Annotated in this window: 16 protein-coding genes; 14 read left to right on the plus strand and 2 right to left on the minus strand. The window is 35.8% G+C overall.

Annotated features, from left to right (window positions below; translation table 11 throughout):
- Nucleotides 1-149: 149 nt before the first annotated feature.
- On the minus strand, nt 150-1,409 hold the full coding sequence (locus NF418_RS05060; protein ID WP_256778689.1) for an aminotransferase-like domain-containing protein: 1,260 nt from the start codon (nt 1,407-1,409) through the stop codon (nt 150-152).
- A 116-nt stretch (nt 1,410-1,525) separates the two neighbouring features.
- On the opposite strand from NF418_RS05060, the gene yaaA reads away from it, so the two are divergent.
- The 9 genes from yaaA to NF418_RS05105 all read left to right on the plus strand — a co-directional run bounded on the left by yaaA (nt 1,526) and on the right by NF418_RS05105 (nt 10,103).
- A complete protein-coding gene (yaaA, locus tag NF418_RS05065) occupies nt 1,526-2,254 on the plus strand; it encodes a peroxide stress protein YaaA (RefSeq protein WP_256778703.1) in 729 nt (242 codons plus the stop codon).
- A gap of 117 nt (nt 2,255-2,371) precedes the next feature.
- Nucleotides 2,372-3,817, plus strand: a complete 1,446-nt coding sequence (gene cpsA, locus NF418_RS05070; protein ID WP_256778690.1) for an LCP family glycopolymer transferase CpsA — start codon at nt 2,372-2,374, stop codon at nt 3,815-3,817.
- Nucleotides 3,818-3,835: 18 nt separating this feature from the next.
- Nucleotides 3,836-4,525, plus strand: a complete 690-nt coding sequence (locus tag NF418_RS05075; RefSeq protein ID WP_256778691.1) for a Wzz/FepE/Etk N-terminal domain-containing protein — start codon at nt 3,836-3,838, stop codon at nt 4,523-4,525.
- Nucleotides 4,526-4,534: 9 nt separating this feature from the next.
- Nucleotides 4,535-5,221 carry a tyrosine-protein kinase gene (locus tag NF418_RS05080; protein ID WP_256778692.1) on the plus strand — a complete coding sequence of 229 codons (687 nt, stop codon included), beginning with the start codon at nt 4,535-4,537 and terminating at the stop codon, nt 5,219-5,221.
- Between the two features lie 32 nt (nt 5,222-5,253).
- A complete protein-coding gene (gene cps4B, locus NF418_RS05085) occupies nt 5,254-5,985 on the plus strand; it encodes a capsular polysaccharide biosynthesis protein Cps4B (RefSeq protein WP_171999303.1) in 732 nt (243 codons plus the stop codon).
- A gap of 37 nt (nt 5,986-6,022) precedes the next feature.
- Nucleotides 6,023-6,673 (plus strand): sugar transferase, encoded by a 651-nt coding sequence (locus tag NF418_RS05090; RefSeq protein ID WP_256778693.1) that lies wholly within the window; start codon nt 6,023-6,025, stop codon nt 6,671-6,673.
- Nucleotides 6,674-6,688: 15 nt separating this feature from the next.
- Complete coding sequence (locus NF418_RS05095; protein ID WP_373325947.1) at nt 6,689-8,140, plus strand: flippase; 1,452 nt, start codon at nt 6,689-6,691, stop codon at nt 8,138-8,140.
- 10 nt (nt 8,141-8,150) lie between these two features.
- Entirely contained in the window at nt 8,151-9,260 is a 1,110-nt protein-coding gene (glf, locus tag NF418_RS05100) for a UDP-galactopyranose mutase (protein WP_172053980.1), read from the plus strand.
- A 51-nt stretch (nt 9,261-9,311) separates the two neighbouring features.
- Nucleotides 9,312-10,103 (plus strand): DUF4422 domain-containing protein, encoded by a 792-nt coding sequence (locus NF418_RS05105; protein WP_256778695.1) that lies wholly within the window; start codon nt 9,312-9,314, stop codon nt 10,101-10,103.
- A 22-nt stretch (nt 10,104-10,125) separates the two neighbouring features.
- Here the strand turns inward: NF418_RS05105 and NF418_RS05110 are convergent, their stop codons facing one another.
- Complete coding sequence (locus tag NF418_RS05110) at nt 10,126-10,365, minus strand: hypothetical protein (RefSeq protein WP_256778696.1); 240 nt, start codon at nt 10,363-10,365, stop codon at nt 10,126-10,128.
- Between the two features lie 970 nt (nt 10,366-11,335).
- Between NF418_RS05110 and NF418_RS05115 the strand changes: the two genes are divergently transcribed.
- From NF418_RS05115 to NF418_RS05135, 5 genes are all read left to right on the plus strand, one after another.
- Entirely contained in the window at nt 11,336-12,391 is a 1,056-nt protein-coding gene (locus tag NF418_RS05115) for a glycosyl transferase (RefSeq protein WP_256778697.1), read from the plus strand.
- Nucleotides 12,391-13,407, plus strand: coding sequence for a Stealth CR1 domain-containing protein (locus NF418_RS05120; RefSeq protein WP_256778698.1), 1,017 nt, complete (start codon nt 12,391-12,393; stop codon nt 13,405-13,407). The genes NF418_RS05115 and NF418_RS05120 overlap by 1 nt, the downstream gene beginning before the upstream one ends.
- Before the next feature lie 14 nt (nt 13,408-13,421).
- Nucleotides 13,422-14,417 (plus strand): glycosyltransferase, encoded by a 996-nt coding sequence (locus NF418_RS05125; protein ID WP_256778699.1) that lies wholly within the window; start codon nt 13,422-13,424, stop codon nt 14,415-14,417.
- Nucleotides 14,418-14,687: 270 nt separating this feature from the next.
- The gene (locus NF418_RS05130) at nt 14,688-17,270 is read left to right on the plus strand and encodes a YSIRK-type signal peptide-containing protein (protein ID WP_256778700.1); all 2,583 of its coding nucleotides are present in this window, start codon (nt 14,688-14,690) and stop codon (nt 17,268-17,270) included.
- A gap of 245 nt (nt 17,271-17,515) precedes the next feature.
- The gene (locus tag NF418_RS05135) at nt 17,516-18,268 is read left to right on the plus strand and encodes an Rpn family recombination-promoting nuclease/putative transposase (RefSeq protein ID WP_256778701.1); all 753 of its coding nucleotides are present in this window, start codon (nt 17,516-17,518) and stop codon (nt 18,266-18,268) included.
- Nucleotides 18,269-18,398: the final 130 nt, after the last annotated feature.

Below are 18,398 nucleotides of genomic sequence, written 5' to 3' on the forward strand. Positions count from 1 at the left end.
AATTGCTCTAAAGTAGGCAAAAGAACATAAAAAACAAAGACTTAGAATGACTACATAACATTCTAAGTCTTTATTTTTGAATATTATTTCATAAAAAAGTATTTGAACTGCCAGAACCCAACTAAAGTAGAAGTTGTGGATGCAGGATTTTAGTCGCTTAATTGTCGGAGAAGGTCAAGCTGGTCCAAGCCATCTTTGTCCAATGTTAGTTGCAGGAAATCGTATTCTTGACCAGTAATGATGTGACAATTCGCCAACTTTCTCTTTAAGGCTAGTCCAATCCGGTTTTTAGGCACTTGGAGAGTAAGGCGATTGCGACTGATCGTATAGGGAAAATGTATCTGACTTGTCGCCAAATAATCCTCAATCCTTAGTCTCGTTCTTTCCTGATTTTGAACCAGCAGAGAGGTATTGCGAGCAAACATGCCATTATCAATGTAGAGGGAAAGAGCTTTTTGCATGATAAGGTTGGTATCATAGTCGATCAAACTCTTATATTCCAAAAAGGTACTAACGAGTTCTTCAGGAAGGCTAATTGCACCGATACGTAAGGCAGGGAAGAGGGATGGTGTAAAGGATTTGATATAAATGGTCCGGTTTTCTTCATCTAAATAATGCAGAGGAACTTGATGTTGAGGATCAAAGTCTGCTAGATAATCATCCTCCACCAGATAGACTTGATATTTTGCAGCCAAGGCGACAATAGCCTTTCGAGTAGGAGTGTCATACGAAGACCCCAGTGGATTGTGCATTCTAGGGATAGTATAGAAAAATTTGATCTTGCCTGTTTGAAAGATTTTTTCCAATTCTTTCAAGTCAATACCGGCTAAACTACGGTCAATGGTCTGGTAAGGCAGGCCCTGTTGGATGACTAAGTCCAACATCCGATCATAGGTGGGATATTCTAAAAGAATCTCATCTCGTCCATTACCAAAATGCATCTGAGATAGGATATAGAGAGCTTGTTGGCTACCAGCAGTAATGGCCAGCTGGCTCTTTTTACTGTAGACATGATAGTGACTAAATAGTTTTTGAACAGAAGAAATTAAATCAGCCAAACCTTCTTGTTGGTGGTAATAATTAAAGAGATAATTTTCCCTTCCTTTTAGACTTTCATGTAGGCAAATTCGAAAATCCTCATAAGGTAATTCTTGGAAATCATCAGGATTAATGTCGGCAGTGCTTTCCTTGAAATCCTGATCCTCCAAAATATAATAACCACTTTTGGATACGGAGTAAATCTTTTTTTGATACTTGAGCTCTAACATAGCTTTTTGCACCGTATCTTTACTGCACTGGTACTCCTTGCTCAATTGGCGGATAGATGGTAATTTCTGACCGCTCTTATAGGTATGATTTTGAATACCACTTAGCACATCATCGATAATCTTTTGATAGATGGTTGTCATAAAGCACCCCTTCTAGCAATAATTGTAAACAGTATATAGAAAAAAATAAAAAAAAACAAGACCAACTTGAGCATAATACTTTGGGACTTCGTAGTTTTCTATGGTATAATAGCATGATGAAAATCTTATTATCCAATGCCAAAGAATTGAATACTTTGTTGGAACCAAGCCCTACTCAAGCTTTAGGGCCGGTATCCAAACAGATTGTAGAGCGACTCAGCCATTTTTCGGTTGAAGAATTGGCTAGTTTCTATAAAATCAACCTAAGTAAAGCAGAGTTAGAGAAACAAAGGTGGAAGAACATTCAGACTGGTCAAGCCAAAACCTATCCTGCCTGGCTCCTATATGATGGCCTCATGTATCGCTATATGGAACGAACTGATTTGACAGCTTCTCAAGAAATCTACTTGGCTAGTCATGTGCGTATCGCGACAGGCCTCTATGGTTTGATTTCTCCCTTGACACTCATTTCACCCCACCGTTTAGACTTTCAAGGTCCTTTAAAAATCGACGGAAAAAGTCTAAAACAAGTATGGCGTTACCAATATGACTCAGAAGTTGCAGAAGATGACCACATTCTCTCATTAGCCTCCTCCGAATTTGAGCATGTTTTCTCGCCAGAAGTTCAAAATAAATTAGTACGCGTCTTATTTATGGAAGAAAAAGATGGAAAAGTCAAAACGCATTCCACCATTTCTAAAAAAGGACGAGGTAGAATGCTGAGCTGGTTAGTCAAACACCAAGTAAAAGATATCCAACAAATTCAAAAGTTTGATCGTGATGGCTATCGCTACATCGCTGAAAAATCGTCTGAAAATAGTCTTGTTTTCATAAGAAAAGCATAGCCTAATATAATAAAACGTTTACTACAACTGTAAGAACGTTTTCTATTTCGGTTTCTTATAGATAAAATAGGGACTATGTGATATAATGGGAACGTTTCAATAAAAAGGTAGGTACTTATGGAAAAGAGAAGAGGACGTAAGAAGTCTGAGCGCCTTAGAATACTAAATCTTGTTTTATGGATACTTTTTGTAGTTATCTTGGCAATACTACTATTTAATATGTATCGTTATAAGATTTTAGATTTTCGCTATATCAATCACATATTAGCTGGTTTATCCCTCCTCATTGCAGCGATTACGGGAATCTTGATTTGGAGGAAAAAGGCTAAAATACTGACAACTATTGTACTGATTGTCTCCCTTCTAGTAGCTTCACTAGGTATGTTCGGTTTACAGGAAGTCATTGATTTTTCTTCACGATTGAACTCAAACGCTTCGATTTCTGAATATGAGATGAGTGTCTTGGTTCCAGCAGATAGCGATATTACAGACATCAAACAAGTGACATCCTTGTTGGCACCTGCGAATTATGATCAGGAAAATATCAAGTCCCTTCTGGATGATATTGCTAGTATGAAGTCAGTAGATGTTCCGACGCAAGCAACAGAGTCTTACTTGACTGCCTATCAAGATATGCTGGCTGGTCAAGGGCAAGCCATGGTATTAAATGGTGTATTTACCAACATCCTTGAAAGTGAAGACCCAGATTTTTCTTCGAAGGTAAAGAAAATCTATAGCTTTAAGATTACGACACAGGTGACCCCCTCTACTGAGCAGATTAGCGGAGATAGCTTTAACGTATATATTAGTGGGATTGATACTTATGGTCCAATCTCTTCTGTATCTCGTTCGGATGTCAACATCATTATGACAGTAAATCGCAAGACAAACAAAATCCTCTTGACCACAACTCCACGGGATTCCTATGTTGCAATTGCAGATGGTGGTCAAAACCAGTATGATAAACTAACACATGCTGGAATCTATGGTGTTGATGCCTCGGTTCATACCTTGGAAAATCTCTATGGCATTGATATCAGTAATTATATCCGTCTCAATTTCACATCATTCTTGCAATTGATTGATTTGGTTGGAGGGATTGAAGTCTATAATGATCAAGAATTTATTAGCCATATTGGAAGTCACCATTTTCCAGTCGGCAATATCCACCTGACTTCTGAATTAGCCCTAGCATTTGTTCGTGAACGTTATTCGTTGACGAATGGTGATAATGACCGAGGTAAAAATCAGGAGAGGGTTATCGCAGCCTTGATTAAGAAACTCAGCTCACCAGAGAACTTGGCAAATTATCAAACGATTATTAAAGGTTTAGAAGGTTCCATTCAGACAGATTTGAGTTTGGAAACGATTATGGAATTGGTTAACACCCAATTGGCTGGAGGCAAACAGTTCACAGTTGAATCACAAGCCTTGACAGGTACAGGACAGATGGGTCTTCCATCCTATGCTATGCCAGGTTCACAACTCTATATGATGGAGATTAATCCAGACAGTCTTGCTCAAGTAAAAGCTGCTATGCAGACAGTCTTGGAAGGAAAATAAAATTAACTAGGAGAAATCATGAATAATCAAGATGTAAATACAGTCGAAATCGATGTGTTATTCTTATTGAAAACCATTTGGAGAAAGAAATTCTTTATCGTACTACTTGCAACGCTTGGAGCAAGTTTGGCCTTTGTTTTTAGCGCCTTTCTTGTGACCCCTAAGTATGATTCGACAACCCGTATTTATGTAGTCAGTCAAAATGTGGAGGCAGGTGCTGGCTTGACAAACCAGGAACTACAAGCGGGTTCTTACCTTGTAAAAGACTATAAGGAAATTATTCTATCTCAGGATGTACTGAGACAGGTAACTGATGAATTAAGTCTAACAGAAGAATTATCTGGTAAAGTTTCGGTAAGTATTCCAGTGGACACTCGTATTGTATCGATTTCAGTACGGGATAAGGATCCAAATGAAGCGGCTCGGATTGCAAATAGTTTGCGTGTCGTTGCTGCTAAGAAAATTATCGATGTAACAAAGGTGAGTGATGTGACCACCTTGGAAGAAGCTACGCCAGCTGAGGAACCCTCAACACCGCGTACAAAGCGTAATATCGCTATCGGTCTCCTTGCAGGTGGACTATTTGCAACTGCCTTTGTTCTGGTGATGGAAGTTCTGGATGACCGCATCAAACGACCTCAGGATATCGAAGAAGTAATGGGCTTACCACTCTTGGGTGTAGTGCCTGATCTAAACAAACTGAAATAGGAGAGAGTAATGGCTACATTAGAACTTGCGTTAAATAAAAAGCAATTAGTAGGAAAAACAGAGGAGTATTTCAATGCGATTCGCACCAATATTCAATTGAGTGGTTCAGACATTAAGGTTGTTGGCATTACATCTGTCCAATCGAATGAGGGGAAAAGTACAACCTCAGCTAGTCTTGCCATTGCCTATGCTCGGTCTGGTTACAAGACTGTGCTTGTAGATGCGGATATCCGTAACTCCGTCATGTCAGGTTTTTTTAAACCGACTACAAAGATTACCGGTCTGACAGACTACTTGGCAGGTACAACGGACTTGTCTCAGGGGCTTTGTGATACCAATATTCAAAATTTAACCGTCATTGAGTCAGGGAAGATTTCTCCAAACCCGACGGCTCTTTTACAAAGCAAAAACTTTGAAAACTTATTAGCAACCTTGCGTCGCTACTATGATTATGTCATTGTTGACTGTCCTCCACTAGGATTGGTTATCGATGCAGCTATAATTGCACAAAAATGTGATGCGATGGCTGTCGTGGCTGAGGCAGGCAATGTTAAACGTTCTGGATTGAAAAAAGTTATTGATCAATTAGAACAGACCGATACTCCAGTACTGGGAGTGATCTTAAATAAATACGATGTCACTCAGGAAAAATATGGAGAATATGGTCGCTACGGAAATTACGGTAAAAAAGCTTAATTCCTAAAAAACAGGTATAAGTAGGTGAAGGTATGATTGATATTCACTCACACATCATATTTGGTGTAGATGACGGTCCAAAAAGCATAGAGGAGAGTTTAGAACTCATTGGACTAGCCCAACGTCAAGGTGTTAGAATGATTGTTGCAACCTCCCATAGACGAAAAGGAATGTTTGAAACACCAGAGAAGGTCATCATGGCAAATTTCTTGAGCCTTAAAGAAAAGGTGAAAGAAATATACCCTCAACTGACCCTCTGTTACGGTGGAGAAATCTACTATAGCAAAGATAGCTTAAGTAAACTTGAAAGAAAGAAATTTCCTACAATTAACGGCAGTCGCTATGTATTGCTAGAGTTTAGTATGAATACTCCTTGGAAGGACATTCAAGAAGCGGTTAACGAGGTAAGGTTACTCGGATTAACACCTGTCATTGCTCATATTGAAAGATACGATGCACTCGCCTATAAAGCAGAGCGAGTAGAAGAATTAATTGACAAAGGGTGCTATACACAAGTCAATTCCAGTCATGTATTGAAACCAGGGCTAATAGGGGATAGGGCAAAAGAATTTAAAAAGAGAGTTCAGTATTTTCTCGATCAAAACCTGGTATACTGCGTGGCAAGTGATATGCACAATACTAGCTCGCGGCCACCTTATATGAAAGAAGCATACACACTTGTTGAGAAACAATATGGTGAAGTACGGGCAAAGGATTTATTCAGGAAAAATCCTTTGAAATTGTTGAAAAATTTTTCCAACTAATAAATTCGGATAAGTTGATAAGATTTAGGATGGGGTTATGAAAAAAATATATTCTGTTTTCAATACCATGTACATTGGTTTTGGAAAACGTGTTATTGATATTTTATTGGGATTGTTCGGAACATTATGTATTTTTTTGCCGAGTTTATTGATAATCTCTATATTTTATCAATTTGGAAAGAACAAAGGACCAATTTTTTTCAGTCAAGATAGGATAGGAAAAAATGGTAAGTTGTTTAAAATTTATAAATTTCGATCTATGGTAGTTGATGCACATCAGATTTTGCAGGCTGATGAGGAACTATATAAGAAATATGTTGAGAATAGTTATAAACTATTGCCCGAAGAGGATCCACGTCTAACTACCATTGGAGCATTTATTAGAAGGACAAGTATTGATGAATTTCCTCAATTTATTAACGTATTAAAAGGAGATATGAGTTTCATTGGTCCACGTCCTATATTAGATGATGAACTAGTGGAATATACCAAAGAACAACGTCCCCTATTTTTATCAGTGAAACCTGGCTTAACTGGTTGGTGGCAAGTATCAGGTAGAAGTGAAGTTTTTTATCCTGAGAGATGCGAATTGGAACTCTACTATGTTAAAAATTATTCATTGGCAATGGATTTTAAGATAGTGTTCATGACAATCAATAAGGTCATTACGGGTCATGGGGCTCATTAAGAAAGTAAATTGAATATGAAGAAAGTAAGTTCCGTTAAGCTAAATTTCATTATGAATTTTATCTTGACGATATCCAACTTTATTTTTCCACTTATTACATTTCCGTATGTTTCAAGGGTATTGCAGGCAGATGGAATTGGTACTATAAACTTTGCCACATCAATTGTTACGTATTTTTCCATGATTGGTATGTTGGGGATTCCTACTTATGGAATTAGAGCTTGTGCCAAAGTTCGTGATGACAAGGAAAAACTAGATAAAACCGTTATAGAGATCATGCTTTTGAATAGTTTCGTTATGGGGATTTCTCTTTTACTGCTATTCATTTGTATCATGTCTATTGATAAACTGCAAAGTGAGAAAATACTTTATCTAGTATTATCAACAACTTTAATTTTTAATGTGTTAGGTGTAGATTGGCTATATCGTTCCTTAGAAAGATATTCCTATATTACGATTCGTTCTATCATATTTAAATTCTTATCAGTAATATTGATGTTTTTGTTCGTAAAAACATCAGATGATTATATCATCTATGGAGCGATTAGTGTCTTTGCTGCGGTCGGGTCAAATCTGTTGAACTTTATCAACTTACGTAAAATTGTTTCATGGAGATCTTTGACGGACTTGGATATTTTCCAACATTTAAAGCCGACCTTCACATTCTTTCTTTTAACAGTATCTACAACAATATACCTAAATGTTGACACGACGATGTTAGGATTTATCAAGGGAAGTGAAGAAGTAGGGTATTACTCTGCTGCTGTAAAAGTGAAACAAATTTTAGTCAGCGTTGTAACTTCGCTTGGTGCTGTTTTACTTCCGCGCTTATCTTATTACTATGAACAGGGAAAAATAGAGGAGTTTGAAAGACTGACACAAAAAGCTCTTAATTTTGTCTTTTTTATTTCACTGCCATTAGTCACATACTTTATCTTACTAAGTAAACAAGCCATACTTTTCTTGTCAGGAGAGAGTTTTCTACCAGCGGTATTACCAATGCAGTTAATTATGCCAACAGTGTTGTTCATTGGCTTATCAAATTTAATGGGTATTCAAATCCTTGTTCCTACAAACAGAGAAAAATTAGTCGTTTATTCAACTATTGTAGGAGCAGTGGTTGATGTACTTGTTAATATTTTTGCCATACCACTCCTTGGGGCAAGTGGTGCTGCAATTGCTGGTACGATTGCAGAGTGCTCGGTAGCGATTGTTCAATTTTATTTCTTGAAGGAATTCATCTTGCCAATCTTGAAAAAGATTCATTTTAGCAAGATGTTGATCAGTTTAATAGTTGCAACAATTGCCACAGCTTGTTTGTTTATGGTTTTACAAGTCAATGTTTTCTGGACGTTAGTAGTTACATCTGGATTATATTTCACCATATATGGTATTAGTTTATTCTTACAAAAAGAAGAGTTTGTATTTGAAATATGGAATATGATTTCATCTAAAGTCAGAAAATAGGAGAGTCGAAATGAAAAATTATGATTATTTAGTAGTCGGAGCTGGTTTATTCGGAGCAGTTTTTGCTCATGAAGCAGCTAAAAAAGGTAAAAAGGTTAAGGTGATTGAAAAACGTGACCATATTGCCGGTAACATCTACACCAAAGAAGTAGAAGGCATCCAGGTCCATGAGTATGGTGCGCATATCTTCCATACTTCTGAAAAGGAAATCTGGGATTATGTCAACCAATTTGCCGAGTTCAACCGCTACACAAATACACCGGTTGCCAACTACAAGGGTGAAATCTACAACCTTCCCTTCAACATGAATACCTTTAACAAACTCTGGGGCGTAGTCACTCCTGCCGAAGCAGAAGCAAAGATTGCAGAGCAACGTGCAGTATTAGGTGGCAAAACGCCTGAGAATTTGGAAGAGCAAGCTATTTCACTTGTTGGTACAGATATCTATGAAAAACTGATTAAGTCTTACACAGAAAAGCAGTGGGAAAAGCCTTGTACGGAACTGCCAGCCTTTATCATCCGTCGTTTACCAGTACGATTGACTTATGATAACAACTATTTCAATGATACTTACCAAGGTATTCCAATCGGTGGCTACACGCAGATTGTAGAAAAAATGTTGGATCATGAAAATATCGATGTGGAGACAAATGTTGATTTCTTTGCCAATAAGGAAGAATACTTGGCGAACTATCCAAAAGTTGTCTTTACAGGTATGATTGATGAGTTCTTTGACTATGAGCTTGGTGAATTGGAATATCGTAGCCTTCGTTTTGAAACTGAAGTCTTGGATATGGAAAATTACCAAGGTAATGCTGTTGTTAACTACACAGATAGCGAAACACCGTTTACTCGTATTATCGAACACAAACATTTCGAGTTTGGTACACAAGAAAAAACCATTATTACACGCGAGTATTCTAAGACATGGAAACGTGGGGATGAGCCATACTATCCAGTCAATAATGACCGCAACAATAAACTCTACACAGCCTACAAGCGCCTAGCTGAACAACAAGAGAATGTTATATTCGGCGGTCGTTTAGGTCACTATCGTTACTACGATATGCACCAGGTTATCGGAGCAGCCTTACAGTGCGTGAGAAATGAAGTGAAGTAAAAATGAGGAGAGGGCTCTATCCTCTCCTATTTTTAGAATTGAGGAAAGACAGTGAAAAATATTAAGCTTATTGTAGCTACTCATAAACAAGCGACAATGCCAAAGGATCATAACTTATATATTCCTATTCATGTTGGTCGTGAAGGGAAAGCTGATATTGGGTATTTAGGTGATCATACAGGTGACAATATTTCAAGTCAGAATGCTTTTTACAGTGAATTATCAGGTCTTTATTGGGCTTGGAAAAATTTAGAATGTGATTACCTTGGGTTAGTACACTATCGTCGGTATTTTACTTCTGTATCTAAAAAGTTTGATGAAAATATCAACATTGATGATGTTGTTCTTAATCAGACTGAAATTGAAAAATTATTGTCAGAAGCAGATGTGATTGTTCCTAAGAAACGCAAGTATTATATTGAAACGATTTATTCTCATTACGACCATACTTTTGATGGTCAGCATTTGGATTTGACACGGGCTATACTAGAAAAAAGTTCACCAGAGTATCTGCCTGCTTTTGATTACTTCATGAAGCAGAGAGGTGGCTATGTTTTCAATATGTTTATCATGCGTAAGGAATTGGTAGATGAATATTGCCAATGGCTGTTCCCAATTTTGGACAAGTTGCTTAGTCAAATCGACACTGAGAATATGACAGCTTTTGAAGCCCGGTTCCCAGGGCGGATTAGTGAACGCCTCTTTAACGTTTGGTTATTACATAAAGGATATTCAGTTAAGGAAGTGCCGTTTATGTATTTGGAAAAAGTCAATCTCTTCCAAAAAGGGAAGTCGTTCTTAGAAGCCAAGTTTCTTGGTAAGAAGTATGGGAAGAGTTTTTAGGGTGTAATATGAAAATTAGATTTCAAAAGTCTTTAATAAATAATATTCTATATTTTGCAATTACCATATATTTTTCATATAAATTATTGTCACTGAGTTTTTTTTCTGTGTATATACCTGGTTTTTTTACTAACTTTATTCCAATTGTAACAATAATTTTGTTATTAATAAATGAGATTTCTTTGAAAAAATTAGAGGCAAAATCAATTCTCGCATTTTCGTTAGTAATTTTTAGTTTTGCTATTTTATTATTTCTATCCAATATAGATTCTTATAACTTCCTCTATCCATTAGTAATTATATATCTGCTAAGGAACTACAAAATAGATGATGTTTTAAATATTGCATTACCAATAGCAATTTTCATTTTCTTTTTTGTAATAGTTAGTAGCAAATTAGGGATAATTGTAGACTATGTTGAAATTTCTCAAACGAGGGTTAGACACTATCTTGGTTTTACTTACTCACTATTTCCGTCTACGGTTATGTTAAATATTACTGCAATGTATATTTATAAAAATAGAGCAAATTTAAAACTCGGAAATCTGATACTACTTTTTATTGCTATTTTATGGATCTTTTTACAAACTAATTCAAGACTGACTTTTATGTCAAGTATTTCTATCCTATTGATTGGTATGATAAATTTCTTAAAACCAAATATCTGGGGAAAAATTCAAAATTTACTCCTTGTTTTCATACCAATATATCTAATAGCTCCAATTATAAGTTATTTGGTAGCAATTAGATATAAGTTTATGGAGGATTGGATTCTATTATTGAATAATTTTTTAGGGAACAGAATATATTTGTCATATTCGTCACTATCGACATATGGTTTTGGATTACTGGGAAGAAAAATCACTTGGATAGGAAATGCTTTAAATGCATCTGGACAAAGGGCAGTGGGTACATATCTGTACGTAGATAATTTATATCTGAATCTACTTCAAAGATATGGCTTAATTTTTGTAACAATTTATTGTATCATGCTGACAATTGTGATGTTTAGGTTATATAGACAGAAACATTATTTCCTTTTTCTGATTATGTTTATTTTTGCAATTCACGGAGTGATTGATGATCTCACTATCCATTGGCATTATCATTTCTTTTTAATTCTCTTAAATTTAGTATATTCAAAGTCATATAAGATTTCTTGAGAGTTGAGGTAAGAGGTTGAATAATTTTGAAAATGATTAATATATTAGTTTTGATTAATTAGAGAGGTAATGAACGTGAAAACATATCAAATTATAGAAGATTATGAAAATTTAAATCATGCAGGGAGTAAGGCAACAAATGATGCAGTACAGATATTTAGAGAAATTGGAGCAATTGATATTCCAATCTTAGTATCTACAAGGAAAAAAAGTATTATTCATTTACTCAGACGTCAACTGAATTTTTACATAAATTGGCGAAAGATTTATCGTCAAGTTGAAAATAATTCAATAGTAATTTTACAAAATCCATTTAGATTTCGTCAATTTGGAAGAACGAAACTATTGTTGAAATTGAAAAAGAAGAAAGATGTAAAGATAATTTCACTGATACATGATGTAGAGTTGTTACGCTATGATAATCCTAAAAATCAAAAAGAATTTCAAGAAACGTTGAAAATTGCTGATAGATTAATTGTTCATAATCAACAAATGAAGAGTTGGTTTATAAAGCGTGGAGTTGAATCAGATAAGCTGATTGTTCTAGAAATTTTTGATTATTTAAGTGAAAAATCATCAGAGGAAAAAACTACTTATTCTAAAAACGTGTATATAGCAGGAAACTTAGCAAAAGATAAATCCCCATATGTATATAATCTTGAACAAGTTCCTAAAGTTCAATTTAATTTGATGGGTGTAAATTATAATAGTGATAATAAAATACATAATGTCAGTTATTTAGGATCGTTTTTACCTGAAGAAGTACCGAGTAAATTAAACAATGGATTTGGTCTAGTATGGGATGGTCCATCGATTGAAACATGTTCTGGAGTTACAGGGGATTATCTACGATATAACAATCCTCATAAATTATCACTATATTTGTCTTCTGCTTTACCAGTAATTATTTGGTCAGAAGCAGCTGAATCAGAGTTTGTTACTAAATATGGAGTAGGAATTACAGTTTCATCATTGAAAGAGTTAGCAGATGAGATTAATTCTATTACTGAAGAAAAGTACGAAAACATGGTGAGGAATACAATTCAAATTAAGGAAAAACTTCAAAGTGGTCACTACCTAAAGAAGGCAATTACTCAATCTATTGATTCAATAAAGGAGAAATAATGGAAAATTCTATTGATATTGTAATTACATGGGTTGACGGTAACGATTCAAATTGGCTTGAGGAACGTTCGAAATATACTCATGGAAATATTAATAAAGAGGGAATAGATAGTGCTAGATTCCGTGATTGGGGGACCTTAAAGTATGTTTTAAGAAGTATTGAAAAGAATGCTCCTTGGGTCAACAAAATATTTCTAATAACTGCTAATCAAGTCCCAGAATGGTATAAAGAAAATAGTAAATTAACCATTATTTCACATAATGAATTTATTCCTAAAGAATATTTACCTACATTTTCATCGCATGTCATCGAATGTTTCTTGCACTTAGTTCCAGGGTTATCAGAAAAATTTATTTATTTCAATGATGATACATTAATTTTAAAACCATCGAAACCTGAGGATTTCTTTGTTAATAACCTACCTGTTGATTATGCTACATTACATCTTCATGCAGTTAAGAAAAGTTTGATGATACATCAAATTGCCAATAATTCCATCTCCATAATAAATGAATATTTTGATTTCAAAAAAGTTCTAAAAGATCGAAAATATCAATGGATAAATTTACAATATGGTTTAAAGAAAAATCTTAAGACATTACTATTTAGCCATTCACCTAGATTCTCAGGAATTGAGCAACATCATATGCCTCAACCTTATTTAAAATCTACTTTTAAGGAGGTATGGTTAAGGGAAACAGATACATTAATGGAGACAGCCAATCATAAGTTTCGCCATAAAAATGATATCAATCAGTGGCTATTTAGAAATTGGCAATTAGCATCAGGTAATTTCTATCCAATTTCTCCAAAATATCGAGGTTTGATGATTGATTTTGAGAAAAATGATGAAATCACGGAGTTGAATCGGTGTTTGACGGAACTACAAAGAAAAAGATATTTTATGATATGTATAAATGATGGAGATGATATTGAAAATTTAGATTTAATTACTTTTAAAGTCGAAGAAGGTTTGGAGAGAGCATTTTCAGAAAAAGCTAGTTGGGAGATATAGGAAGGGCGTGTAGTATGTCAAAAGAAACAATTAGTGTAATAGTTCCAGTATACAATAGTGAAAAATCTATTTTTAACTGTATAGAGAGTATTCTCTCACAATCTTTTACTGATTTTAAAATATATATTGTGAATGATGGTTCTACTGATAATTCAGATAAGATTTTAACTAAATTTGAAAATCATCCAAAAATAAAAATAGTTTCTAAAGCTAATGAAGGAGTATCTATTGCAAGAAATGTAGGTTTAGATTTAGCCGAAGGGAAGTATATTGCATTTATTGATTCGGATGATACTATTGAAAGAGATTATTTAAAAACGTTAGTTGATAATATAAATTATGAGGATGTAACTCTTGCTGTCTCATCATATAATGTTATTGATTTAGAGAAAAATACGAAATCAACTCCAAGTTTCTCAAAAAATGAATTGGATACTGACTTAGCAATTGAATATATTATTTCAGAAAAGGGTCCGCAAGGCTATCTATGGAATAAGTTATTTATTGCAGAAATTATCCATGCTACTAATTTACGATTTGATTCTGAAATTTTTATGGCTGAGGATTTACTTTTTGTAATTAATTATCTAGTTGATGCTGGAGGGAAAATAAAAATTACGAATTCGCCTGTATATAATTATATGATATATGGGAATAGTAGTAATAAGACTAGATTAGCTTCACTATCATTAGGATATGAAAAGTATTTCGAAAACTTTTTGTTATGTACAGAAAAAATTGATAGTCTTTTGCCTAAGAATTATAAAAAATCAAAGGTTGCAATACAAGGAAGAAAAGGAAGAATTGCGGTACAGTATCTAAGAGCAAATGCCTTAATGAAAAATGAATCAAAAAAACTATTAACGAAACTTAGAAAAATCGCAATTGAGAACAGGCGTAGCTATTTTTTAGGTATCGACGGCGGACAAAAAGCAAGAGTTATTTATATTTTAACAGTATACTTCCCACTTATTTCAAAATTACGAGATAAGAAACATTATGGCTACTAAGGTAATTTGTTAAACTGAGTAAGTTATCTGCCTCTTAAGTCTAATCTAAAATTTTCAATTTGATTAGATAATTTTTATTTTAATCTGAATATTTTACGAAATATTAATAAAAGTATACTTAAATTACTGATAGATTTTTGTGTCCAGAGATATAATAATATTTATGTCTAACCTTCAGGTAAGTCTTAATAAACAACCTTTTAAAATTGTTGCAATTTTTAAGAGGTTGTTTTATAATAGGTTATGATTATTAATTTATAGGAGATTTCAATGAAAAGAAAGAATTCTAGTATGTTCGTAAATAAACAATTATTTTCGATCCGTAAGGTTCACTTTGGGGCGGCTTCCGTCATTATTGGAGCATTAATTGCTTTTGGCAGTGGGAACGTAGTAAATGCTAATACTTTAGATGGGGCAGTAGTTGAAAATAGTTCGAATAGTGCACAAGCTTCTGAAGTAGTAGTCGAAAACAATGCTACAGAAGTTACAGGTTTGATAGCTGATACTAATAGTGCAGAGAATGATACAAGTCTTGCTTCTGCTGAATCTATTGATTTGACTTCAACAGAAGTAAAAACAACTAACTATGTCGTAGATGCTAAGATTACTCTTTCTGATGAGTATATTTCTGCATTGGAAGACCGCAATTCCATTATGAATGAGTTGAAAGGTCAGAAAGAAGTTGATGGAGTATTGGTGTTTAATCAACCTAAAAAAGCGGCAGGATATAAAGAAGATGCAGAAAATCTTCAATTATTAGAAAATCTTGGTAAAGAACACCTAGTCTCAAATACTTATGCTGCTTCAGTTGAAGATAATAGCAGAGTTGTTGATCCATTAAATTTATCTGAGTCGGAATTCGAAGAACTCAATGTCTTCAGTGCTGACATTGCTAATCAAATTAGACAACAAATTATTGATAAACAAACACGAAACAATCAAACTGTTACAGTAGAAAAAGCATATGTTCCTGTAGGCATGCAAGATCTTGCATTTGAGGTAACTAACAAAGCTCATGCCATAGATAAGGAAAGAGGCCTTTCAGTTATCGTTGCAGGAGATACAGGTGGCTATCATGGATATGAGTATTTCCCTTGGGGAGATAAATCCTCAGGTACACCTGAAAGAACAGGGATAATTAGAGAGGCAATAGAAAATAATAAACTTGATTCCTCTCAGCTTGATTTGCATCCAGAATGGGGACAACGACCAGCAAGTACCTTTACTATTACTACCATTAATTCAACTTCTAGCAGTCATTATGATAATCGTATTTCATTAGTTGGAATGACAATGGGGAGATTGAAAGAATTAATTTATGAAGGTTATCGAACTGGTTTATTTACTCTTGCATCAGAGACTAGACCTGAAAGAAAATGGGAACATGCATTAAATTTGACGAGTTTAGAAACACGTCGTTTACCTCAGTATCAACCCAATACAATGATTAGTTCGGGGCTTTATTTCATCCAAAATAGGGATACATGGGCGGTCAATCCCGCTACAGGGAAGAAAGAGGATACAAAAAAACCTGTATCACTTACTAATCAATACTTTGTCAACTTTAATTTTTATCAAGATTCATATAGTCCTGTAATTGAAAATAGAATCAATCACGGGGAATCTGCACCAGGATATGTTGATGGATTTGATACTACTTTAATTCTTAATGTTAATCCAGAGGATACGACAGAAGAGCCAATAGGCGAAACATCAGGCGAGCCAACAGGTGAAACATCAGGTGAGCCAACAGGTGAAAGTTCAGGCGAGCCAACAGGTGAAAGTTCAGGCGAGCCAACAGGTGAAAGTTCAGGTGAGCCAACAGGTGAAAGTTCAGGCGAGCCAACAGGTGAAAGTTCAGGCGAGCCAACAGGTGAAAGTTCAGGCGAGCCAACAGGCGAAAGTTCAGGTGAGCCAACAGGTGAAACATCAGGCGAGCCAACAGGCGAAAGTTCAGGCGAGCCAACAGGTGAAACATCAGGCGAGCCAACAGGTGAAACATCAGGCGAGCCAACAGGTGAAACATCAGGCGAGCCAACGGGCGAAACATCAGGTGAGCCAACAGGTGAAACATCAGGCGAGCCAACAGGTGAAACATCAGGCGAGCCAACAGGCGAAAGTTCAGGTGAGCCAACAGGTGAAAGTTCAGGTGAGCCAACAGGTGAAAGTTCAGGCGAGCCAACAGGTGAAAGTTCAGGCGAGCCAACAGGCGAAAGTTCAGGCGAGCCAACAGGCGAAAGTTCAGGCGAGCCAACAGGCGAAAGTTCAGGCGAGCCAACAGGTGAAACATCAGGCGAGCCAACAGGCGAAAGTTCAGGTGAGCCAACAGGTGAAAGTTCAGGCGAGCCAACGGGTGAAAGTTCAGGCGAGCCAACAGGCGAAAGTTCAGGCGAGCCAACAGGCGAAAGTTCAGGTGAGCCAACAGGCGAAAGTTCAGGCGAGCCAACAGGCGAAAGTTCAGGTGAGCCAACAGGTGAAAGTTCAGGTGAGCCAACAGGCGAAACATCAGGTGAGCCAACAGGCGAAACATCAGGTGAGCCAACAGGTGAAACTACAGGCGAGCCAACAGGTGAAACTACAGGCGAGCCAACAGGTGAAAGTTCAGGAGAGTCAACAGGCGAAAGTTCAGGCGAGCCAACACCTCCAACCCCAGAGGAGCCTAAACCAGAGGTTAAGCCAGAGGTTAAAACAGTTGTAAATACTATCGGTAATATTCCTTCGGGTTCAAGTGTTTCAAATAATTCAGCAAAAACTTTACCACAAACTGGTGAAGATACTTCATTTGCCTCTATACTTGGAGTAAGTTTATTATCTAGTGCGTTATTCATTGCAAAGCGTCGTCGCGATGTATAGTAACACATATTAGTATAATGTTAGAAAAATAATTAACTCAATATAACCTAGATTTAAGGTAGTAGCTCGATAACAGAGTCTATTGAAAACGTTCCATTGTCACTACGACTTTGGAACGTTTTTTAGTGCTACTACCCTGGACGGTTACTAGAAAATTTTTAGATGTCATGCTATAATATAACTAGAATATTTTCCGAATAAATAAGTAGAGAGTATTTCTCAATCAAATTATTCGGGGGATAGAGATGACAAAACGCCGTCAGGCAATCAGTCCTATGGCTGATATTATTGCAAAAAAGATTTTCAATGACCACGAAATTACCATTGACTTTATTGATACCTTTTTAGGTTTTCGTCCCAAATCTGTTCAGATATTGAATGGGACTATTGCGGATGTGAAAAATGAAAGGACTAGACACTTTAGTACAAGGGTAGATATTTTGGCTCGGTTAGAAGATGGGACACAGGTCATTATCGAGATTCAGGTTGCCTATCAAAATAGTTTTATTAAGCGTTTGTGGACTTATTCCTGCCAACATTTGGTGAAGGACTTGCCCAATATTCGTGAGAAGGTCACGCAGACACATGATATATATAATAAAATTTCCCCAATTTATTCGATTGCTTTAGTGGCGAGTAAGTATTTCGAAGACGAAAAACCTATTCACAGTTTTGTAATGACTGAAAAAGATAGCTGTCAAATTTTAGAAATACCATTTGGTGACCAGGTAGAATTAAGGAAACCATTTGAAATGGTTATCATTGAGCTGAAAAAGTTTCGTAAGGGTCAACTTGGGAAAAATCAACGCCAATGGATTGAATTTTTTGCAAATAGAGAATTTAGTCAATCGACATCAGATATTATTGAAAAGGCAGAGAATCTGCTAAACAGAAATACATGGACAGAGGAGGAAATCGAAATGGTAGATCAATGGTTGCGTAATGCCTCCAATCATTGTAACCGCCCAATAACAAAGTATATTGTAACCGCCCAATAACAAAGTATATTGAAAAGGCTCCAAAGTCCTATTGACTCTGGAACCTTTTTCTATTTACATGCTCTCTTAATTTTTTCCTTCCATGGCAAATAAGCCTCCAGCACCTCCTTTTTTGCGAGTGTCTCCTCAT

Source organism: Streptococcus suis (genome assembly GCF_024509555.1).
GTDB lineage: Bacteria > Bacillota > Bacilli > Lactobacillales > Streptococcaceae > Streptococcus > Streptococcus suis_AD.